Annotated in this window: 17 protein-coding genes; 2 read left to right on the forward strand and 15 right to left on the reverse strand. The window is 62.3% G+C overall.

All coding sequences use genetic code 11. The features are described from left to right. Positions 1–10: 10 nt before the first annotated feature. From O3306_RS01445 to O3306_RS01475, 7 genes are all read right to left on the reverse strand, one after another. Positions 11–2461, reverse strand: a complete 2451-nt coding sequence (locus O3306_RS01445) for a GcvT family protein (RefSeq protein WP_272002272.1) — start codon at positions 2459–2461, stop codon at positions 11–13. Positions 2462–2479: 18 nt separating this feature from the next. Then, the gene (locus O3306_RS01450; protein WP_272002274.1) at positions 2480–3238 is read right to left on the reverse strand and encodes a hypothetical protein; all 759 of its coding nucleotides are present in this window, start codon (positions 3236–3238) and stop codon (positions 2480–2482) included. A gap of 1 nt (position 3239) precedes the next feature. Beyond that, positions 3240–4073 carry an isocitrate lyase/PEP mutase family protein gene (locus O3306_RS01455; protein WP_272002276.1) on the reverse strand — a complete coding sequence of 278 codons (834 nt, stop codon included), beginning with the start codon at positions 4071–4073 and terminating at the stop codon, positions 3240–3242. Then, positions 4070–5101, reverse strand: a complete 1032-nt coding sequence (gene tdh / locus O3306_RS01460; RefSeq protein WP_442969964.1) for an L-threonine 3-dehydrogenase — start codon at positions 5099–5101, stop codon at positions 4070–4072. Before tdh ends, O3306_RS01455 begins: the two co-directional genes overlap by 4 nt. An 8-nt stretch (positions 5102–5109) precedes the next feature. Continuing rightward, positions 5110–6033 carry a PLP-dependent cysteine synthase family protein gene (locus O3306_RS01465; protein ID WP_272002282.1) on the reverse strand — a complete coding sequence of 308 codons (924 nt, stop codon included), beginning with the start codon at positions 6031–6033 and terminating at the stop codon, positions 5110–5112. Next, positions 6030–7226 carry a glycine C-acetyltransferase gene (locus O3306_RS01470; protein ID WP_272002283.1) on the reverse strand — a complete coding sequence of 399 codons (1197 nt, stop codon included), beginning with the start codon at positions 7224–7226 and terminating at the stop codon, positions 6030–6032. Before O3306_RS01470 ends, O3306_RS01465 begins: the two co-directional genes overlap by 4 nt. 113 nt (positions 7227–7339) lie before the next feature. Next, positions 7340–8857 carry a trimethylamine methyltransferase family protein gene (locus O3306_RS01475; protein ID WP_272002284.1) on the reverse strand — a complete coding sequence of 506 codons (1518 nt, stop codon included), beginning with the start codon at positions 8855–8857 and terminating at the stop codon, positions 7340–7342. A 95-nt stretch (positions 8858–8952) separates the two neighbouring features. Between O3306_RS01475 and O3306_RS01480 the strand changes: the two genes are divergently transcribed. Then, entirely contained in the window at positions 8953–9867 is a 915-nt protein-coding gene (locus tag O3306_RS01480) for a LysR substrate-binding domain-containing protein (protein WP_272002286.1), read from the forward strand. A gap of 21 nt (positions 9868–9888) precedes the next feature. Here the strand turns inward: O3306_RS01480 and O3306_RS01485 are convergent, their stop codons facing one another. The 8 genes from O3306_RS01485 to O3306_RS01520 form a co-directional block, all read right to left on the reverse strand. After that, positions 9889–11889 (reverse strand): hydantoinase/oxoprolinase family protein, encoded by a 2001-nt coding sequence (locus O3306_RS01485; RefSeq protein ID WP_272002288.1) that lies wholly within the window; start codon positions 11887–11889, stop codon positions 9889–9891. Between the two features lie 17 nt (positions 11890–11906). Continuing rightward, positions 11907–13010, reverse strand: a complete 1104-nt coding sequence (gene queG, locus O3306_RS01490; protein WP_272002291.1) for a tRNA epoxyqueuosine(34) reductase QueG — start codon at positions 13008–13010, stop codon at positions 11907–11909. 48 nt (positions 13011–13058) lie between these two features. Then, entirely contained in the window at positions 13059–13724 is a 666-nt protein-coding gene (gene fzlA, locus O3306_RS01495) for an FtsZ-binding protein FzlA (protein WP_272002294.1), read from the reverse strand. A 58-nt stretch (positions 13725–13782) separates the two neighbouring features. After that, positions 13783–14517 carry a monofunctional biosynthetic peptidoglycan transglycosylase gene (gene mtgA, locus O3306_RS01500; protein WP_272002297.1) on the reverse strand — a complete coding sequence of 245 codons (735 nt, stop codon included), beginning with the start codon at positions 14515–14517 and terminating at the stop codon, positions 13783–13785. A gap of 278 nt (positions 14518–14795) precedes the next feature. Then, positions 14796–15944, reverse strand: coding sequence for a saccharopine dehydrogenase family protein (locus O3306_RS01505; protein WP_272002300.1), 1149 nt, complete (start codon positions 15942–15944; stop codon positions 14796–14798). Position 15945: 1 nt separating this feature from the next. Then, the gene (locus O3306_RS01510; RefSeq protein WP_272002303.1) at positions 15946–16995 is read right to left on the reverse strand and encodes a saccharopine dehydrogenase; all 1050 of its coding nucleotides are present in this window, start codon (positions 16993–16995) and stop codon (positions 15946–15948) included. 11 nt (positions 16996–17006) lie between these two features. Continuing rightward, entirely contained in the window at positions 17007–17621 is a 615-nt protein-coding gene (locus O3306_RS01515) for a glutathione S-transferase family protein (protein WP_272002306.1), read from the reverse strand. A gap of 17 nt (positions 17622–17638) precedes the next feature. Then, complete coding sequence (locus tag O3306_RS01520; protein ID WP_272002310.1) at positions 17639–18289, reverse strand: histidine phosphatase family protein; 651 nt, start codon at positions 18287–18289, stop codon at positions 17639–17641. A gap of 277 nt (positions 18290–18566) precedes the next feature. On the opposite strand from O3306_RS01520, the gene fdhF reads away from it, so the two are divergent. Then, positions 18567–21329 carry a formate dehydrogenase subunit alpha gene (gene fdhF, locus O3306_RS01525; protein WP_272002313.1) on the forward strand — a complete coding sequence of 921 codons (2763 nt, stop codon included), beginning with the start codon at positions 18567–18569 and terminating at the stop codon, positions 21327–21329. The last annotated feature ends 63 nt before the right edge of the window (positions 21330–21392 follow it).

Consider the following 21392-nt stretch of genomic DNA (forward strand, 5'->3'; position numbering starts at 1 on the left):
CCCTTCCTGTTCAGGCGCGCATATTCGCGCCGTTCGCGTCATAAAGCGGTGCGACCTGTACTCGAGCCGGATACATCTGGCCCAGAATTTCAACCTCCAGCACGGTGCCGTCCGCGGCTTGTGCGGTCGTGACATAACCCATCGCGACGGATTTGCCGACGTGATGCGCATAGCCACCCGAACTGACATAGCCCACCGCGCGACCGTCCTGCAGGATCGCTTCGTCACCTGATACGTCGATGCCGTCCACGTCAATCACCAGCGAGACCAGTTTGCGCGAAGGTCCGGCCTCGCGCTGGGCAAGCGCCGCGTTCTTGCCGATGAAATCCTTCTTCCAGTTGATGAAAGCGTCCATGCCGGATTCCACCGCGTCAAAATCGGGGCGGAAATCTAGTGTCCAGGCGCCCCAACCCTTTTCCAGACGCATCGACATGAGCGCCCGCGCGCCGTACCAGCGCAGGCCCAGATCGGCACCCGCCTCTTCTACCGCCTCGTAGAGACGCAGCAGGTATTGCGGGCGGCAATAGATCTCGTAACCCAGCTCACCAGAGAAGCTGATCCGGTTCAGGATCACCGGCACCCCGCCAACATAGGTCTGGTCCAGATCGCGGAACCTGAACGCCTCGGCGCTGACATCCTTGCGGGTGATCGCCTGCAACAACGCGCGTGATTTCGGCCCGCTCAACGCGATCCCGTGCCAGTCGTCCGAGACGTTGCGATAGCTCACAGCCTCGGGCAGGCCTGCCTCGAACCAGCGGCGGTGCGCCTCTTGCATGGCGCCCGAGCCAAAGAGCATGAAATGCTCGTCTCCCAGACAGGCCACCGTCAGATCGCCGTATAGCTTGCCCTTTTCCGTCAGCATCGGTGTGAGGGTCAATCGCCCTGGCTTTGGGACATATCCGGCCAGAATAGTATCTAAAAACGCGCGCGCGCCGGGGCCTTTGACCTCGTGCTTGGCAAAGTTGGCAATCTCGATTGCGCCCACCGCCTCGCGCACTGCTTTCACCTCTCGCGCGACGTAGTCGAACGAGCGGTTGCGCTCGAATGTCGGTGCCTCATGAGCGTCGTCGGGGCCATCCGCAAACCACAGCGCATTCTCAAGGCCAAACCCCTGATCCATCACCGCGCCCTTGGCGATCAGCCGGTCATACAGTGCCGTGGTTTTCTGCAATCTGCCCTTTGGCAGAGTCTCATTCGGGAAGGTCATCACGAAGCGACGCTCGTAATTCTCGGTCGATTTCACCGTGCCCCAGTCGGGGCTGGCCCAATCGCCAAACCGCGCCACGTCCATTGCCCAGACGTCGATGCTGGGCTCGCCGTCGATCATCCATTCGGCCATCGTCAGGCCGACACCGCCACCCTGGCAGAACCCGGCCATGACGCCCACGGCGCACCAGTAGTTTTTCACCCCCGGCACCGGGCCGATCATCGGGTTGCCGTCCGGGCCAAAGGTGAACGGCCCGTTGATCGCGTCCTTGATGCCGACATTGGCCAGCGCGGGGATTCGCTCGAACCCCAGTTCCAGCCGGTCGGCGATACGCTCAAGATCGGGCTGCAGCAACTCATGGCCGAAATCCCATGGTGTGCCCTCGACCTTCCATGGCGTACCCTTTGGCTCGTAGGTGCCCAGCAGCATGCCCTGCCGTTCCTGCCGGAAATAGATATTCGCCTCGTAATCGATGCCGCAGGGCAGACGCTCCTTGCGCTCGGCGATTTCGGGGATCGCCTCGGTGATCAGGTAATGATGCTCCATCGGCTGCACGGGGATGTTGATCCCCTGCATATGACCCACTTCGCGCGCCCATAGACCACCGCAGTTGACGATATGCTCGGCGTTGATCACGCCCTTGGGCGTCGTCACGTCCCAGCTGCCATCCGCGCGCTGCGTTGTCGCGGTCGCCGCGCAATGGGTGAAATACTGCGCGCCATGAACCTTGGCTGCCTTGGCAAAGGCATAGGTCGCGCCCGACGGATCAAGATCACCGTCCTGATCATCCCAGAGCGCGGCAAGATAGTGTTTCGGGTCGATCAACGGATGGCGCTCGGCCACCTCGGCGGGGCTGATGAACTCCTGATGCAGGCCCATATAGCGGGCCTTTGACCGCTCGCGCTTGAGATAGTCGTACCAGGTCTTGTTCGAGGCAAGGTAGAAGCCGCCGGTGATGTGAAGGCCGACCGAATGGCCGCTGAGTTCCTCGATCTCCTTGTAGAGGTCGATGGTATAGCTTTGCAGACGGCTGATATTGGGGTCAGAGCTGATCGTGTGGATCTGACCCGCTGCGTGCCAACTGCTGCCGCTGGTCAATTCGTCGCGTTCCAGCAGGACGACGTCCTTCCAGCCGAATTTGGCCAGATGAAACAGGATCGAACACCCCACGACGCCGCCGCCGATGATCACGGCCTTGGCATGGGAGGGAAGTTTTTTGCCGCCAGTGTCGGCGTTGTTTTGGATCTCGGGCATTAGTCGCGGTTTCCTAGGTTAAAGATCGTCGTGAATGAGAAAGTGAAAGGACCACACGCCGCTCAGATCGGCATCCTCGCAGCGCAGTTTTGCTGCGGTCACACGGTCTGTTTGGCGGTAGATCGAATGGCGCGCCGGCAGCAGCTGGCATTCCCAGTCGCCGGGCGCATAGAGGTCGTAGAAGTCGATCCTATCCAGATCGGGAAAGCCTGTTTCCGTTTCATTCGGTGGATAGGCGTCTCGGAGGATAGCAAGCTGTGCGCGTGCCGCCTTGCGCAATCCGAAGGGCGTCGCCATTTGCACGCCGTCACGCATGAGCGCCCCGCCCTCTAGCGACAGCGGTTTATCTTCCCAGATGTTGCTCCAGATCGGCTCTGCGCCGACCTCGCGCAGCACCTCCATCATGCCATGCGTCTGGCCCGCGCGCTCTGTCACCACACCGGGTACAAGGAAATCGTTGTCAGGCAGGTGGTTCACCGCCATGCGGCGCAACGGCCAATGGCGGGTGGCCTCTCCCGTATCCAGATCAATCTCGATCAGGTGCTGATCGTGCAGCCCTGCAAAATGCGAGCCCAAATTATCCGTAATCTCGCGCAGCACATACAGATGCGTCTGAGTGGCCGCCATGACGCGATCCTCTGACTGGGTCATGCGGGGCGGCGTTGCGGTAGCAGGGCTGGCAATCCAGAGCGCGCAGATCAGGCAAAGAGCTGCGTTGATCACCGCCTTGGCTCGACACAGTGGCTTTTTGGCTTGAACAGTCTCTTTGGCGCTCATTTCAAACATCCTGCCCTGTGACTTTTGCGGTCAGCAAAGTGTCGATGTCTTGTTGCCCAGCGGCGCACGCGAGCCCCGAGAAATCGCCATTCAGCATGCCCTGCGCCGCATTGATCGCTGCACCATAGGCAACCCGCGCCAGCGCCCCGCCAACCGACAGGCGCGCCGCGCCCAATTCGGCAAATTCGGCCCGTGTCAGAGACGCATATCGGCCCGAAGCCAGCACGTTTACCGGCACGGAAACACTGGCGATGATCCGACGCAGCGCATCCACGTCAGGCGGGGCGGGAACATAGACGCAATCGGCACCTGCGGCCTCGTAGGCCTGAATACGGCGGATCGCCTCATCCGTATTGTAATTGCCCAACATGACTCCATCAGCGCGAGCCACCAGCACGAAATCATGCGGCAGGGCGCGGGCCGCGCTCGCGGCGGCACGGATGCGCTCCACCGCCAGTTCGAAATCGTAAGGTGCAAAGGCGGGCAGCGCCGTATCCTCGATGGAACATCCGGCAAGGCCGATCTCTGCCGCCAGACGGATCGTTTCGGCGACGTGATCAGGGGCATCGCCAAACCCGTTCTCAAAATCGCCGGAAACAGGCACTGTTACAGCCGAAATCAGCTCTTGTGCGTGCTCCAGCGCCTCGTCGCGGGTTAGTGTTCCGCCATCAACGCGGCCCATGCTGAAGGCATGCCCCGCAGAGGTGGTGGCAATGGCGGGCGCCCCCAGCGCCTGCATCATGCGCGCCGATCCCTTGTCCCAGGCATTGACCAGCAGAAAAGGGTCGCCCTTACGGTGCAAGGCGCGGAATTGAGCTCCGATATCGCCCCTCATGACGCGTCCCAATCCATCACGACCTTGCCGGAATTGCCCGAGATCATCGCGGCAAAGCCTTCCTCGAAATCATCAATGCCGATCCGGTGCGTAATTAGCCCCGTAACGTCGAGACCGGATTGCACCAGCGCGATCATCTTGTACCAGGTCTCGAACATCTCGCGGCCATAGATGCCTTTGACATGCAGCATCTTGAAAATGATCTTGTTCCAATCGACCGCGAACTCGGTCGGTGCAATGCCCAGCAAGGCGATCTTGCCGCCGTTGTTCATGCGATTGATCATCTGTTGCATGGCCGCCGCCGCACCGGACATCTCCAGCCCCACGTCGAAGCCTTCTTGCATGCCGATCCGGCTCATCACGTCCTCAAGCTTCTCGGCCGAGACATCGACCACATGCTGCACGCCCATCTCTCGCGCCAGGTTCAGGCGGTAGGGGTTGATGTCGGTGATCACCGTCTTGCGCGCACCGACCTTCTGCGCGACCAGCGCGCCCATGATCCCGATTGGCCCCGCGCCTGTCACCAGCACATCCTCGCCCACCAGATCAAAGCTGAGCGCGGTGTGAACCGCATTGCCGAACGGATCGAATATGGCCGCAATCTCGTCAGGAATATCCTCAGGGATCGGCACTACGTTGGCCTCGGGGATGCACAGATACTCGGCAAAGCTGCCGGGACGGTTCACCCCGACGCCCTTGGTGTTGCGGCAGAGCTGTCCGCGCCCCGCGCGGCAATTGCGGCAGGTGCCACAGACAATGTGCCCCTCGCCACTGACCCGCTGTCCGATCTTGTATTTCACCGCCGCCGCGCCGGTATCGACGATCTCGCCCACAAACTCGTGACCGACGACCATCGGAACCGGCACCACCTTGGCGCTGAACTCGTCCCATTTCCAGATATGCACATCGGTGCCGCAGATCGCCGATTTCCTGACCTTGATCAGCACATCGCTTGGCCCCGGTTCGGGCACGGGGACATATTCCATCCACAATCCCGGCTCGGGCTTTGACTTTACCAGTGCTTTCATTTCGTTTTTCATGTCGTCCCCCAGAGGTCCGTCGAAAAGTATTTCAACCCGCTGTCACAGATCACGATGGCAATGGTGCCGCCCTGCTCGTGAGTCTTCAGAAGGTGGATCGCGGCGGCCAGATTGGCGCCGGCGGAATAGCCGCCGAAAATGCCCTCGCGGCGCGCCAGCAGCCTTGCACCATCTCGTGCCTGATCCCCTGAAACAGTCTCTGTTCCAGCCAACTCCACGCCGCTCAGATGCACCAGATCGGGCATCGAATAGCCACCACCCTGAATGGGATGCTGTGCCTGATCGGGCTCCACCGCGTAGCAATTCACACCCCTGGGCGCGAAGAACCGGGCGCAGCCGCCCAGTGTCCCACCAGATCCCACAAAATCGCAGAACGCCGTGATGCTGCCGCCCGTCTGTTGCCAGATCTCGGGTGCGGTGCCGCCCTCATGTGCTGCCGTATTCGCAGGCATCCGGAACTGATCGGCGCGGAATGCCGCCCGCTCGACCGTCAATGCCTGCGCGACCTCTTCGACCAACGCCAGGTCCGCACCGGACACCTCGCCCGGTCGCGCACCGGCCGCCTGTGGGACCAGCACCACCTCGGCACCCAGCGCGCGCATCATCCGGGCCCGCTCGGGCGAGTTGCCTTCGCTCATCACCGCCACAAAGGGATGGCCCATGACGCCGCAAACAATGGCAAGGCCCGTGCCCATGTTGCCCGAAGTCAGCTCGACCACTGTTTGCCCATCCGACAGCGCGCCGCTGGCCCGCGCGGCCTCGATCGTGTGCCGCGCCGCCCGATCCTTCTTGGAAAAGCCCGGCAGCAGGTAATCGAGCTTGGCCAATATGCGCCCGTCATAGCCGATCTCGTCTCTGATACGGCTCAACTCCACCAATGGTGTCGAATCCATCGCCTCTATGACCGAGGACAGGATCACTTGATCACGCCCAATTCGCGCCCGACGACGGCAAAGGCATCAATCGCACTATCCAGTTGCTCGCGTGTAAGGGCCGCACTCATCTGGGTGCGAATGCGGTCCTGATCCTTCGGCACGACCGGGAAACTGAACGCCGTGACAAACACGCCATGCTCGCCCAGACGTGCCGCCATCTGCTGCGCCAGTTTCGGATCGCGCAGCATAACCGGAATGATCGCGTGACTGCCCGGCAACAGCTCGAAGCCCAGCGCCGTCATGCGGTCGCGGAAATGTTCGGCATTCTCCCACAGGCGGGCGCGCAGATCGGCCCCGTCCTCGACCAGGTCGAACATCCTGAGCGACGCGGCGGCGATCACCGGGGCCAGCGTGTTGGAGAAAAGATAAGGCCGCGAGCGTTGCCGCAGCCAGTCGACCACCCGCGCCGAGGCCGCGGTATAGCCACCCGAGGCACCGCCCAGCGCCTTGCCCAACGTACCGGTCAGGATATCGACCCGCCCCATCACGCCACAATGCTCGGGCGTGCCGCGTCCGGTGGCGCCGACAAAGCCAGTGGCATGGCAATCATCGACCATGACCATCGCGTCGTACCTGTCCGCCAGATCGCAGATCTCGTCCAGCCGCGCATAGTAGCCATCCATCGAGAACACGCCATCGGTGGCGATCAGCCGGTGCCGCGCGCCCTGCGCCTCTTTCAGACAGCGCTCCAGATCGGCCATGTCGCTGTTGGCATAACGGTACCGCTGCGCCTTGCACAGGCGCACCCCGTCGATGATGCTGGCATGGTTCAGCGCATCCGAGATGATCGCATCTTCGGGGCCTAAAATAGTCTCGAACAAACCAGCATTTGCGTCAAAGCAACTAGGATAGAGTATGCAATCCTCCATCCCCAGAAACGCCGCAATACGTGCCTCCAGCGCCTTGTGGTCCTCTTGGGTGCCGCAGATGAACCGTACCGAGGCCATGCCGAACCCGTAGCGGTCCAGCGCATCCTTGGCCGCGGCGATGATCTGCGCATTGTCCGCCAGGCCAAGGTAGTTGTTGGCACATAGGTTGATCACCTGCGCCCCGCCCGCCAGCGTCACCTCTCCCGATTGCGGCGAGGTGATCACGCGCTCCGTCTTGTAGAGCCCGTCCACGCGTAACCCGTCCAGCCGCCCGCCGATATCCTCGTCAAACTTTTCCGACGCTCGCATTTTCTACCCTCCAATTGGCCCTGACCTGTTCATCTTCTGGTCATAGATATCCCGTGGGCGTCGAATTCTCCAAATTCGACATGGGGGGCTGACCCCCGATCCACCGTATCAATTCAATACCATGCCTCAGGAATTTCGGATTTACGACGCGCAATGTAATCGCGCAGCTCTTCGTCTATGGCGACGTCGATCTCCGGTTGCTCGTAGCGTTCCAGCATCCCGGTCCAGCGGGCATGCGCGCGCATGCGCATGTCCAGCGACCCGCCATCTTCCCAGCTTTCGACGTTCTCGGAATCACTCAGCGCGGGCTCGTAGAACGCAGTCTGGTAGTTGCGCATCGTGTGGCTGCAACCCAGGAAATGCCCCGCCGCAGCCACCTCGGCATAGGCGTCGCGCGCCAGCCCCTCGTCGCTGACATCAAGGCCCGCCAGCACCTTTTGATAGCCACCCAGACGATCGGCATCCATCACCAGCTTCTCGAACCCGGTACATAGCCCGCCCTCCAGCCAGCCAGCGGCATGCAGCACGAAATGCGCGCCAGCCAGCATCGTGGAATGCATCGAATCCGCGCTCTCGTAGGCGGCTTGCGCATCTTCGATCTTGCTCGCCGTCAGTGACCCGCCACAGCGCAAGGGCAGGCCGACACGGCGCGCCATCTGGCCAATCGCATAGTTGCTCAGCACCGGTTCGGGCATGCCAAAGGTGGGGGCACCGGATTTCAGGCTCATCGAACTGAGGAAATTGCCCAGCACAAAGGGCGCGCCGGGCCGGACAAGCTGGGCAAAAGCGCAGCACATCATCGCCTCGGCCATTGCCTGTGTCACGCTGGCGGCGGTGCTGACCGGTCCCATCGCGCCGGACAGAATGAAAGGCACCACGACGATCCCCTGACCGCGCCCGCAATAGGTCTGGATCGCCTGCGTCACCACCTTGTCCACCAGAAGGGGCGAGTTGGTATTGACGTTGCCCATGATGACACAGTTTTCGTCCATGAAATCGCGGCCATGCAGGATCTCGGCCATATCGACGCTGTCCTGAGCGCGGCTTTGTTCGGTGATCGCGCCCAGATGCGGTTTGTCGCTGCGGGTCATGTGCATGTAGACCATGTCGAGATGCCGATGGCTGACCGGCACATCACAAGGCTCGCAAATCACCAACCCGGTATGATGCAGGTTCGGGTGCATATAGGCCAGCTTCACCAGTTTTTCGAAACTCTCCATATCGCCGTAGCGCCGCCCACCGGCCATATCGCGCACGAAGGGTGCTCCGTAAATTGGCGCAAAAACCTGATTGTTGCCGCCGATAGTCACGCTGCGCGACGGGTTGCGGGCGATCTGGGTGAACTCGCCGGGTGCCTTGCGGCACAGGTCACGAATCCAGTCGGCAGGGGCACGCACACGGGTGCCATCCACTTTCGCGCCGGCCTCGGTCCAGATACGCAGCGCCTCGGGATCGTCGCGGAACTCCAGCCCGAGGTCCTGCATGATCCAGTCCACCTGCGCTTCCAGTCGCTCGATGCCGTCCTCATTAACGGGATCGAAAAACGGCAATTGCCGCTGCACATGAGGCGAGGCCAGGTTCGAAGCCCTACCTGCATCCACATCACGTCTCGTCCGCGCACGTCTGGCCATGGCCCCGGTCCTCCCCTGATCTTCCGGCCTAGCCTAGCGCGCAAAAAGCGGTGCGTGATCCTTGTAAAATTTGGGGCTTTGGATAATCTCAGATTATGCAAGAGCTATGGAAACTCGTCGAATCGCCGCGACACCTTCTGGTCTTCGAGGCCGCTGCACGGCATGGGTCCTTCACCCGCGCGGCGCGCGAATTGAATGTGCAACAGCCCGCCGTCAGCGCGGCGATCAAACAATTGGAGGACGCGCTGGGGGCACGGCTATTTCACCGCGCGCACCGTTCCGTCACCCTGACATCCACGGGCGAGCGGCTATATACGGACGTTTTCGGGGCCTTTGCGCGCATACTCGACAGTGTGCGCAGCCTTGCGGCCCGCAGCGCCGGGGATCGGGTCACGCTCACAGCCTCGACCGCATTTGCCCATTACTGGATGGTGCCGCGTCTGGCAGAGTTTCACGCCACGCATCCGGATGTCGACCTGCGCCTGCAGACCTCGGACCGCGAGCCGGACATCGACGCCGAAGGTATCAGCCTTGCCATAAGGCGAGGCAATGGAAACTGGCCCGGCTGCCAGAGCCACCTGATCGCGGCGGAAGTGATCACCCCGATCGCCTCGCCGCGTGTAATGGCCGCTGCGATCAACCTGCGTTCGATCGGCAATCTGGGCAGCCAACCGCTCATCCACCTTGAAGAGCCGGTGCGCGACCGCCCGACCTGGGCGGATTTTTTCCGCCACTGGCGCGTCCCCTACGCCGAGCCGCGCGGCGGTCTGCGATTGAACGACTATGCGTTGGTGCTGCAGGCAACGATGGCGGGCGAAGGCTTTACGCTGGGTTGGCGGCACACGACCACCGGGCTGGTGCAACAGGGGTTGCTGGCGGAACGGGCCGACTGGGCCTGGGAAACCGGCGCGGGTTTCTACCTGGTGTGGTCCACCAGCACGCCACTCTCCAGACAGGCTCAGGCGACGCGCGACTGGCTTATCGGTCAGGCGGTGGGCGTGGCGGGCTGACGCCCGGCACATTCGCCCACCCTACACCGCGATTCGGGGCCGCCCCGATACCTCGACCGTGATCTCGCCTTCCAGAAACACCACGCGTGCCTCTGCCTGCGCTGTGCGCAGATCCCGAGTGGCGCTTACCTGCAAATCTTCGGCACCTGCCGCCTGCGCTTCCGCGCGCGCCTCGGCCTCCAACAAGGATTGCAACATATCCAGCGCCTCTTCGGCACTGGTGAAGTCGTGAGGGTCAGAGCCCAGATGCACGCGGTAGAGCCCTTCAGAGGGGCTGGTGACCGTACCGCTGCGCCGGATCGTAACGCGACCCACCACCGCCCCGATGGCGTTGGCGACATCTGCGTGTTCGGGCAGGATCATGTCACACCCCAAACGCTCACCGACCGCCGGGTAATAGGTGCCGACAGAGGCCCCAAGCCCCACAACCGGCACGTTTAGCCCGGCATCCAGCCGCACGAGCCCGCGATACCCGTCCATTCCCCGCGCGGTCAGCACATGACGCGCCAGTTGTTCGGGCGATGGGCCAAAGGGGTGGTCCTCTTCGGCAAAGGCCGTTTCCAACAGAACCAACACCGTCTGATAGGTCAAACGGTTCACGATCATCTCGGCCAGTTCCTGCGCCCCACCGGCCAGCTGGTTTCCCGATCCGGTCCGCTTGCGGCTCATCAGCGTCAGCGCCTTTTCGGCAGCTTCGGTGTCCCACGCGTCCACCCGCCCCAGAACATGGCTGGCATCCGACGGCGTCACGCCCGAAACCTGCACCAGTCCGCGAGTGACCAGACGGCGCAGCGCCTGCTGCTCCATCCGGGTGCGCAGGATCGCCCCGACCGGGTGCACCGCATCACCGATTCGCGCCAGAAAACCCGCGTCTCGCTCTGTCAGACCAGCGGCGTCAATGCCCGGCACCGCCCGGACAAACACGCCATCATGTTCCCCCGGCGTGGTGTTGCGCAGTTGCGCATCCAGCGTGCGGTGCACTATCTCGGGCGCCTCATGGCCAATCAGGCTGACCGGCAACACCCGGCGCGGCCCAAGCGTGACCCCGCCCGTCAACCCTTCGTCGATCACCTGCACTTCGCTGTCGCCGCCCAGCCCGGTGGTTCGCATCGCGACCGCCTCGACCATGGTGCGCCACGGGCCGACCTGCGCACCGCCCGGATCGATCATCGGGCGGCCATCGCGCAGCACCGCCACATCGGTCGTGGTCCCACCGATATCCGACACCAGCGCCTGCGTGACATTCGTCAGCCAACTGGCCCCGACGATCGACGCCGCCGGGCCGCTTAGAATCGTCTCGATTGGGCGCATCCGGGCCTGTTCCGCACTTATCAGCGCGCCGTCGCCGCGAACCACCATCAGCGGCGCGGTGATCCCAAGCTGTGCCAGTTTACCTTCCGCATCGTTGATCAACCGCGCGATCATGCCGATCAGCCGCGCGTTCAACAGCGCCGTCAGCGCCCGTTTCGGGCCGTTCAGCTTGGCCGACAGGTGGTGCGAACAAGAGACAGGCCGCCCGGTGATCTCGGCGATCATCTCGGCGGCGGCCAGCTCGTGCGCGGGGTTGCGCGTGGCGAACTGCGCCGCGACCGCATAGGCGGAAACGCCATGATCGCTCTGCAACCAGGCCAACAGCGCGTCACGGTCCAACGCTTGTGCCTCGCCGCCTGCGTGGTTGTGTCCGCCGTTCAGGAAAATCGCCGGATCGCCGCCCAGCGCATCGCGCAGCCCGTGCGCGTCAAGGTCCTGCTCGCGAAAGCCGATATAGACGAGGCCAACACGCCCGCCCTGCCCTTCAACCAGCGCATTGGTGGCCAGCGTCGTCGACAGCGATGCCAGGGCGATGTCGCCCGGTGTGGTACCGCTGGCCTCCAGCACATTCGCCACCGCAGCACCAATCCCGATGGCCAGATCGTGCCGCGTGGTCAATGCCTTGGCGCTGGCGATCACTTCCGTTTCGTCACGTAACAGCACCGCATCCGTATAGGTACCGCCCGTATCCACCCCCAACAAGATCGCCATATCCGTCTCCAATTACCCTATTTACGGGATTTAGCGATTTCGCCGCCCCGTGCCTGTCCATTTGCGTCAGTTCTGAGACGCAAGAGCGCCCAACGCGCCGCATCTGCGACCTCGGGTGCGGAGGCGTTTACATGCGCCTCGGCCGACGGGATCAGATCTACACGGCCCGAATTGCCGATGGCATAGAGCACGTTGCGCAAGAACCGGTCGATGCCGATCCGCTTGATCGGGCTGCCCGAGAATTTGGCACGAAACGCGGCGTCGTCCAGTTGCGCCAGTTCCGCCAGCGGCGGCGCGTTCAGATCCTCGCGCGCATGATAACGGGTCTCGCGTGCGGTTTGCGCGAACTTGTTCCAGGGACAGACCGCCAGACAGTCATCGCAGCCATAAATATGATTGCCCAAAAGCGCGCGCAGATCAGGATCGACAGGGCCTTTGTGCTCGATCGTCAGGTAGGAAATGCAGCGCCGCGCATCGAGCTGGTAAGGGGCCGGAAAGGCATCGGTCGGGCAGATATCGAGACAGGCGCGGCACGAGCCACAATGATCGGTTTCCGCAGGATCAGTGTCTAATTCCAGCGATGTAAAGATCGAGCCGATAAAGAACCAGCTGCCCAGTTCGCGGCTGACCAGATTGCTGTGCTTGCCCTGCCAGCCAAGGCCCGCCGCCTGCCCCAGCGGCTTTTCCGGGACGGGGGCCGTATCGACGAAAACCTTGACCTGCGCGGGCGCTTCGTCAGGCCCCTGCGGGCCCGCCTCGGAGATGAGCCACCGCGCGAGTCGTTTGAGACGTTTCTTGACCAGATCGTGATAATCACGGTTTCGGGCATAGACCGAGATTGTGCCGACCTCTGGCTGTGCCAATGTCGCCATCGGGTCGGTGTCAGGCGTATAGCTTTCGCCCAGCATGATGACCGAGCGCGCTTCGGGCCAGAGCGCCGACGGATCGCCCCGCCAATGGCTGCGCTCGGCCAGCCAGTTCATCTGCCCGTGATATCCCGCCTCAAGAAACGCCCCAAGCCGTGCCGGAACCTGCGGCACGTCCCAGGGTCGGCAGATGCGCGCCATGTCGAACCCCTCTTCGAGCGCGCGCGCAACAAGGGCTTCTTTCAAACCGGACATGCTTTTTCTGTGTAGAGATATTCAACGATGCCAGAACCCGGCACCATGTCAGAAATCCAGGTCCGCATAATGCGGAGGCGGCGTGAAACCAGGGATCTGATCCGTCAGGATATTGCGGAAGGCCGGCCGCGACTTGATCTTGGCATACCAGTCCTTGACCACTTCGCTGCGGTTCCAATCCACATCCGAGATGTAGTCGAGAGCGCTGAGATGCGAGGCAGCCGCGAAATCGGCCAGCGTCATCACGTCGCCTGCCAGCCAGCGGCGATGATCCAGCAGCCAGGCCATGTAATCGAGATGGTACTTGATCGCCCGGGCACCGGATTTCACGTTGCCACTGTCGGGAAAGCCCCGGCCCATCACCTTCTTGTTGACCCGCTCATAAAGCAGTTTCGACGTGACCTCGTGATGAAACTTGTCATCGAACCAGGCCACCAGACGGCGCACCTCGTAGCGGGCGTCGGTGCCGCGCGGCATCAACGGTGGCTCGGGGTATTTTTCCTCGAGATATTCGCAGATCGGCGCGCTTTCAGAGAGCGTCTTGCCGTCGATGCGCAGCACCGGAACCTTGCCCGCCGGGTTGCGGCGGAGGAACTCGGCGCTTTGTTCCCAATAGCGTTCCTCGACCAGTTCGCATTCAATCCGCTTTTCGGCGAGGCTCAGCCGCACCTTGCGGCAGAAAGGAGAGAGTGGGACGTGATAGAGTTTGGCCATGAGTGGCAGTTACCTTTGACAGATCGCTGCTCTTCCATGCCTGCTCTGGCAGCGATTTTCAATCCTCGAAACAGGCGGCGCGGCCATCGCGGCGGATGGTGGCCGCCCCGTCCATGATCGCGGCCGTGCGTTTGCGCATCCAATTCGTCGGCTTGCTGGCAGAGCGACCCTTGGGGTCCGGAAGCACCGCCGCCAGCCGCGCCGCCTGCAGCGCACTCAGCGCCTCGGGGCCAACCCCGAAATAGTGGCGCGCAGCGGCATCGACGCCAAATATGCCTTCGTCAAACTCCGCGATGTTGAGGTAGACCTCGACAATCCGCCGCTTCGGCCAGATCGATTCGACCAGAGGTGTCATAAGCGCCTCCAGCGCCTTGCGAACCCAACTGCGGCCGTGCCACAGATAGACGTTCTTGACCGTTTGCTGACTGAGCGTAGAGGCACCGCGCCCGCCGCCTTCTTCGATCACGCTGCGAATCGCCCCCATATCGAAACCCCAGTGGGTACAGAAATTGGCATCCTCCGCCGCCACCACGGCGCGCGCCATCACCGGTGCAACCTTGTCCAGCGCCACCCATTCACGGTCCACACCGCCAAGGCGCTGCGCTTCTTGCCGCATGTAGTAGGTCGGGCCGGGCGCGAGATAGCGATGCACCAGTGCCGCGATCCCTGCCGAGACGACCGCGACCAGCACACACCACAGCACGAAACGCCGCAGCGCCCGCATGATACGCAGCGGCCCGGGCAGGCTTGGCGCCTTGGCGGCAGTTTTACGGGATCTGGGTTTCTTGGCCATATTGGCTCTTTGCTAAAGCCTTTTGTATGTTTTCTGAATTGGAAAGTGCGAAAGCGGCCCACACCTTCCTGATGTTTCGCGCGTTTTCACGCCCGCGCGCTGAAGCGGCAACGCTTGAGTGTTCAAGTGTCACGCTTCTACGCTACCGCTGATAAGGTATTTGTAGAAAGATGAAACAAGTAGGCCCCTGCTTTCATCTTTCTTTAAATACCTAAAGCCTTCAACGTCTTTCCTGAATCGCGAAAAGTGCAAAACGCGCTAATGAAAGACATGCCGCATCAGTCTGCCTTGAGGTGATCCACAACGGTGAGGTGCTGTGCCAGTTTATCGATCTCTCCAAGATAGCGATCCACCAGGGCCAGATCGGTGGGCGCGGCGCTGACGCCCGGGGCGATCTCGCCGTTCGCCACGGACGTGATGGCAAGTGAGACAGGAATCGACACCAGCCGGGCCATCGCCGTGCCACGCGCATCCCCCCAGGCGTCCATCACGAAGGTCTTGTGCCAGACCGGCTCGCCATCACGTTCAGCCTTGAGCGCGACACAGAGCACGACGCGGTCCGGCTCGCCTTCGGCATAGGCATTTTCGCCCCAGAACGTATCGGACATCTCCTTGAGCCGGGCCTCGCCTGCGGGGCCTTCGAGGGTTTCGATCTCGGCAAAGACATCCTTCCACGCCTCGGCCCAGCCATTCAGACGCAATGTGCCGCGCACGAATTCCTTTACCCGCCAATCCGGAGAGAATTCGTACTGCTCGATGAAAGGCAGGCTGTCGCGGTTGGGGTAGACCTCGAACGTCTCTGGCGTGGCCAGCGGGGCGGTGTAACTGCTGATCGCATCCCAGGGACGGGCGACATTACGCTCGGCGTGATCCTGAATGGAACGCGAAGGCGAGCGCAGCGCCTTGAGCACGCCCAGCGGTGACCAGCTGAACTTGTAGCGAAACGGGTTCGGGTGTTTCGGAATGCCGCCGCAATACGAGGTGAACGACAGGTCGTTGCGTGGGTCGCATGCAGCGCTGTCACGGTAATCGGCGATCAGGGCATGGGCCATCAGGTGGTCGATGCCGGGATCAAGCCCAACCTCGTTTACCGCGCAGACGCCCGCCGCCTCGGCCTGGGCATGCAGGCTGCGCATTTCGGGAGAGATATACGAAGAACTGACAAAATGCGCGCCCTTGGAGATGCACATCTCGGCCAATGGTACGTGCCAGTCGCCAGGCAGCATGCTGACCACGATATCGCCGGGTTGCACTTCGGCCGTCAGCACGTCGATGTCGAAGGTCTGGATGCGCTGGGTCAGATCACCCACCGCTTCTTCGGCCTTCTGAGCGGTCCGGTTCCAGACGCTGACCTCGTGGCCCGCCTGAATCAGTCGCCGCAGACCGGGAATGGCCGAAAGGCCCGTACCGCACCAGTGGATTGTCATGTCAGAGGCCTTTCATTGCGTCAGTGAATGTAATTTTTGCCCGTTGCCAAACGCCAGCATCCAGGTTGCCCAGTGTTTTCAGCGAGGGCAAGAGTTGCGCTGCATAGTCCATCGAAGACTCCACCGGCAAGAGCGATGGCAGGTTGTCGATCGCCATCACGTCCATCGGCGGGCTGGCATGCACACGCAGTGCAGGCGCGGCCCAATCGGTGGCTTCGGCATAGATCGGAACCGGGTTGTAGTCACTGTCAGGGTCGCAGGCGACATCGCCGACGACACTCAGGCGGCGCGGTGCGTCCAGCGCCGATTGCGGCACAAAGACCGGCGTTCCCGGCCGCGCAAAAATACAGTTGAGAAAAATGTCATGGCCCAGGATCTCCGGGAAGGGGCCGCCGCTTGCGGTTTCTGCCATATCCCAGCGGGTCGGATTGACCCCCATCGCCGTACACAGATCCGCCGCACCGGCACCAACGCGGCCCAGCGCGCCGATGATGATGGCCGAGGGTGGGCTGCGCCCGTCCAGATCGCGCGCCAGATCAGCCAGCAGCGCGTGTTTGCCCGAATAGGTGGCAACCGGCGGGCAGATCCCGCCTGATTGCTGCGCCGCCCAACTCTTGAACGCCAATGCGGCCCCTGCATAGCCAGCCCAATAGCCAAAGGCAGCGACGCGGCGACCGTCCGTATCGACGAGGTATTCCAGATCGTAAAGCGTACCGCCGCCAGTTCGGAAGCGTTCCAGGAGGGCGCGGCCTGAGTGCTGCCCTTTGAAGGCATGGCCAAACATGATGTGGCGGTGCGGCAGCGGCGTGCCGTCATCGGGCAGTTCCTTGAGGCCGAAGATGATCGCATCCTGCGGCGCATCGGGCCAACTGTTTTCGGGTGCAATGGTGCAACCGGCCCTCTCATATCCCTCCAGCGGGATCGCGCGCACGCTGCTCTGCTCCACGGTCACGTCGATGCCCGCAGCGCGCAGGTCTGCGGCACCTTCGGGCGTCAAGCCGACGCGTTCCTCGAATGGGCGCTGTTCGGCCCGGACCCAGAGATGTGTCATATGTGGCTCCTTCAGAGCATGCCTGCGGCACTTACGGTTCTGACCGACGCCCGCTCTTCCATTGCGGCGCAAAACGCGCGGATTTTGGGGAAAGCGCCGAGATCGACGCCATCACCCTCAAGCCAGGAGCAGACGACAAAGAGGTAAGGATCGGCGATGCTTATTGTGGCGCCATTCACCAGCGGGCCACGCAGGCAGTGATCCTCGACATATTGCGCGGAGGCGGTCATCGTCTCGGGCACTTTGGCGGTCATGTCGGCGAGGCTGGCGGCCTCGTTCGCCCAACGGTGGCCGCGCATCTTGTGCGCGTGGTTGGGATGCATGGTGCTGGCGAGGTAGTACATAACCGCGCGCACATGCGCGGCGTCCAGCGTGGCCTCGGGCATCAGGCCCGCCTCCGGCGCGACCGTGGCGATATATTCCAGGATTGCGCCGGTTTCGGTCAGCAACGTGCCGTCAATATCCAGCACCGGAACGCGACCCTTTGGATTGATCGCGAGATAGGCCGGCCTGGTCTGTTCACCGGCCGCGAAATCCACGGCGCGCGAGGTGAATTCCAGGCCCGCTTCATGCAGTGCAATGGCAGAAGCGATCGAGATTGTACCCGGTGCGTAGTAGAGTTTCATCAAGGTGGCCTTTCGGGTCAGATGAATGTGCGCGCGTGGGCGCGGTCCGGCGTATCGAGATGCGGCGTGGCATTGAACGTCGCGAGCATGAGCTGATCATGCACATAGCTGAGCCGGTGCAGAGAGCTGTTCATGGTCTGCAACATGACCCGCGCCATGCCCGCGTTGTCCAGCGCCAGAACGTGTCGCAGAACCATGCCGATCACGCCACCCGAAGTGACCACCAGAACGCGGCCATGTTGGTGGCACAACTCATCGACAAGGCCGGTCACGCGGGCATGAAACCCTGCAAATGTCTCTGGCACGGCCTCCAGCTTGTCATCAGCCCAATGGTCGATCACTTCTGGCAGGTGACGGGCGAATTCGGCGGCAGAGGTGGGCGCGGGAATGCCGTATTGCTGCTGCATCGCATTAGCGAGATCGAAGTAGGTCAGTTCGTTCAGGCGGGCATCCTGCACATGCGGCGTATAGCCCATTGCGCGGGCGGTGCCGACCTGCCGGTGCAGCGTGCCGGTGATCACGTGGTCAAAATGGGGATCGGTGCCGATCAGGTGCTGCCCCAGCCATTCGGCCTGCATCCGGCCCAGATCGGACAACCGGTCGTATCCGGCCTCGTCGGTGGCTGCGCTGTTGGCCTGCCCGTGCCGCACCAGAACGATCTCTGCCAATGCCTTGCTCTCCGTTCCACTGCAATCGCCGGCAAAGTAGCGAAGCCGCGTGGGAGGTTAAAGGCAGAGGTTGAAATAATTCGACGGGTATCCCCGACCGGGTTCCGCCCACCCCGACGCGCGTGAACGCGGAGCGCCGACGGCGCCCCGGCTCGATTTTTTTGCCACGACGGTCTGACTCATGGCGCAAAGCCGCAGACAGGTGTCGGGATTGGCGGCCTTTCGAATTGTCAGGCATGGTCTAATCCGAAGTAACATCTACGGGAGAGGCGCGCGCATGTCCGATACCATCCGATTCACGCTCGACGGCAAAGAGGTCGAAGCGGCGGCAGGTCTGACCATCTGGGAGGTCGCCAATGGTCGCGGTCTGGTAATTCCGCATCTGTGCCACAAGCCCGCCCCGGGGTATCGCCCCGACGGCAATTGCCGTGCCTGCATGGTCGAGATCGAGGGCGAGCGTGTGCTGGCCGCGTCGTGCATCCGCGAACCCGTCGAAGGCATGGTGGTGAAGACCGACAGCGCCCGCGCAACCGCCGCGCGCAAGATGGTTATGGAAATGCTCGTCGCCGATCAGCCGGAGCAGGAATTCGCCCACGACAAATCCAGCCACTTGTGGGACATGGCCGCGCTGAACGGCATCGACAGCAGCCGCTTTCCCAAACTGGAAGAGGGGCGCATCCCGCTGCTGGACGACAGCCATGTAGCGATGTCCGTGAACCTTGATGCCTGCATTCAGTGCGGTCTGTGCGTGCGCGCCTGCCGCGAGGTTCAGGTCAATGATGTGATCGGCATGGCCGGGCGTGGGCATGACGCCTATCCGACCTTCGATTTTGCCGATCCGATGGGCGACAGCACCTGCGTGGCCTGCGGCGAATGTGTGCAGGCCTGCCCCACCGGCGCGCTGATGCCCGCCTCTGTCGTCGATGAACAACAGGTCGGTGACAGCGCTGACTACGACAGCGAGGTCGAGAGTGTCTGCCCGTTCTGCGGTGTTGGCTGCCAGATCTCGGTCAAGGTCAAGGACGGCCGCATAAAGTATGTCGAGGGGATCAACGGCCCCGCGAACGAAGGCCGCCTCTGCGTCAAGGGGCGCTTTGGCTTTGACTATATCCACCACCCGCATCGCCTGACCAAGCCGCTGATCCGGCGCGACGACGCACCTGCGAAGGCGCTGAACGTCAACCCCGACAACTGGCAGGAGTTTTTCCGCGAGGCAACTTGGGAAGAGGCGCTCGACTTTGCCGCCGATGGCCTGAAGGGGCGCGGTCGCGAGGTTGCGGGCTTTGGCAGTGCCAAATGCACAAACGAAGAGGCGTATCTCTTTCAGAAATTCATCCGGCAGGGCTTTGGCCACAACAACGTCGATCACTGCACGCGTCTGTGCCACGCGTCCTCGGTCTTTGCCTTGGTCGAAAACGTCGGATCAGGCGGCGTGACGGCAACGTTCAATGAAATCGAAAATGCCGATGTGGCCATCATCATCGGCGCCAACCCGATCGAGAACCACCCGGTCGCCGCGACTTTTTTCAAACAGTTCACCAAGCGCGGCGGAAAGCTCATCGTGATGGATCCACGCGGCGTTGGCATGCGTCGGTTTGCAACTCATATGCTGCAATTCCGGCCCGGCGCAGATGTCAGCATGTTGAACGCGATCATGCACACGATCGTCGAGGAAGGTCTGTACGACCAGCAATATATTGACGCCTACACAGAGAACTGGGAGGCCGAGAAGGCCCACCTGAAGGATTTCAGCCCAGAGAAGATGGAAGGTATCTGCGGCATCCCAGCCGAGACACTGCGCGAAGTGGCACGAGAGTTTGCCACAGCCAAAGCCGGCATGATCTTTTGGGGGATGGGCGTCAGCCAGCACATCCACGGCACCGACAACTCGCGCTGCCTGATCTCGCTGGCATTGATGTGCGGCCATGTCGGGCGCCCCGGCACCGGTCTGCATCCGCTGCGCGGCCAGAACAACGTTCAAGGTGCCAGCGACGCGGGCCTGATGCCGATGTTCCTGCCCGACTACCAGACCGTGACCGATGACAACGTTCGCGCGGCCTTTACCGGGGTGTGGGGATCAGATGACTTCAGCGCTGAAAAGGGCCTGACCGTCACCGAGATCATGGATGCGGTCCATGATGGGGATATCAAGGCGATGTATATCCTCGGCGAAAACCCGGCCATGTCCGACCCCGATGTGGAGCATGCCCGTGACGCGCTGGCCAAGCTCGACCATCTGGTGGTGCAGGACATCTTTATCACCGAAACGGCCAACTATGCCGATGTGATCCTGCCCGCCTCCACGCTCTTCGAAAAATCCGGGACCGTCTCGAACACCAACCGGCAGGTGCAAATGGTGCGCCCCGCCGTGCCGCTGCCGGGCGAGGCGCGCGAAGACTGGTGGATCGAGGTCGAACTGGCCAAACGCTGCGGTCTGGATTGGCGTTATACGCACCCGTCCGAGGTCTTTGCCGAAATGACGATCAACATGCGGTCGCTCGATAACATCACATGGGAGCGACTGGAGAAAACCGCCGTGACCTATCCCAGCCTCAGCCCCGAAGATCCCGGGCAAGCGGTGGTGTTCGGCGACGGCTTCCCGCGCCCCGAGGGCCGCGCGCGCTTCACGCCCGCAAACGTGATCGCACCGGACGACACGCCGGACGCCGAATACCCGATGATCCTGACCACGGGGCGGCAGCTGGAACATTGGCACACCGGGTCGATGACCCGCCGGGCCAGCGTTCTGGACGCGGTAGAGCCAGAGGCGAACTGTTCGATGCATCCCGGCACATTGCGCCAGTTGGGGGTGGAGCCGGGCGGCATGGTACGGCTGACGACCAAGCGTGGCTCGATTACCGTCATGGCCCGCGCTGACCGGACGGTTTCGCCAGACATGGTCTTCCTGCCTTTTGCCTATGTCGAGGCAGCGGCCAACATTCTGACCAACCCGGCCATCGACCCCTATGGCAAGATCCCCGAGTTCAAGTTTTCGGCGGTGAAGGTCGAAAAGGCCGATGCGAAGGTGGCCGCAGAATAACGCCGCCAATCCGCAGCCCCTGCGCCTGATACGAAAAACCCCCGGAGATTTGCGTCTCCGGGG

The organism is Roseovarius sp. ZX-A-9, assembly GCF_028369135.1.
Taxonomy (GTDB): Bacteria; Pseudomonadota; Alphaproteobacteria; order Rhodobacterales; family Rhodobacteraceae; genus Roseovarius.

Bases quoted from the DNA above. Each gene is read 5' to 3' on its own strand.
- O3306_RS01445 (WP_272002272.1), bottom strand. From the start codon at position 2,461: ATGCCCGAGATCCAAAACAACGCCGACACTGGCGGCAAAAAACTTCCC.
- O3306_RS01450 (WP_272002274.1), bottom strand. From the start codon at position 3,238: ATGAGCGCCAAAGAGACTGTTCAAGCCAAAAAGCCACTGTGTCGAGCC.
- O3306_RS01455 (WP_272002276.1), bottom strand. From the start codon at position 4,073: ATGAGGGGCGATATCGGAGCTCAATTCCGCGCCTTGCACCGTAAGGGC.
- tdh (WP_442969964.1), bottom strand. From the start codon at position 5,101: ATGAAAGCACTGGTAAAGTCAAAGCCCGAGCCGGGATTGTGGATGGAA.
- O3306_RS01470 (WP_272002283.1), bottom strand. From the start codon at position 7,226: ATGCGAGCGTCGGAAAAGTTTGACGAGGATATCGGCGGGCGGCTGGAC.
- O3306_RS01475 (WP_272002284.1), bottom strand. From the start codon at position 8,857: ATGGCCAGACGTGCGCGGACGAGACGTGATGTGGATGCAGGTAGGGCT.
- O3306_RS01480 (WP_272002286.1), top strand. From the start codon at position 8,953: ATGCAAGAGCTATGGAAACTCGTCGAATCGCCGCGACACCTTCTGGTC.
- O3306_RS01485 (WP_272002288.1), bottom strand. From the start codon at position 11,889: ATGGCGATCTTGTTGGGGGTGGATACGGGCGGTACCTATACGGATGCG.
- queG (WP_272002291.1), bottom strand. From the start codon at position 13,010: ATGTCCGGTTTGAAAGAAGCCCTTGTTGCGCGCGCGCTCGAAGAGGGG.
- fzlA (WP_272002294.1), bottom strand. From the start codon at position 13,724: ATGGCCAAACTCTATCACGTCCCACTCTCTCCTTTCTGCCGCAAGGTG.
- mtgA (WP_272002297.1), bottom strand. From the start codon at position 14,517: ATGGCCAAGAAACCCAGATCCCGTAAAACTGCCGCCAAGGCGCCAAGC.
- O3306_RS01505 (WP_272002300.1), bottom strand. From the start codon at position 15,944: ATGACAATCCACTGGTGCGGTACGGGCCTTTCGGCCATTCCCGGTCTG.
- O3306_RS01510 (WP_272002303.1), bottom strand. From the start codon at position 16,995: ATGACACATCTCTGGGTCCGGGCCGAACAGCGCCCATTCGAGGAACGC.
- O3306_RS01515 (WP_272002306.1), bottom strand. From the start codon at position 17,621: ATGAAACTCTACTACGCACCGGGTACAATCTCGATCGCTTCTGCCATT.
- fdhF (WP_272002313.1), top strand. From the start codon at position 18,567: ATGTCCGATACCATCCGATTCACGCTCGACGGCAAAGAGGTCGAAGCG.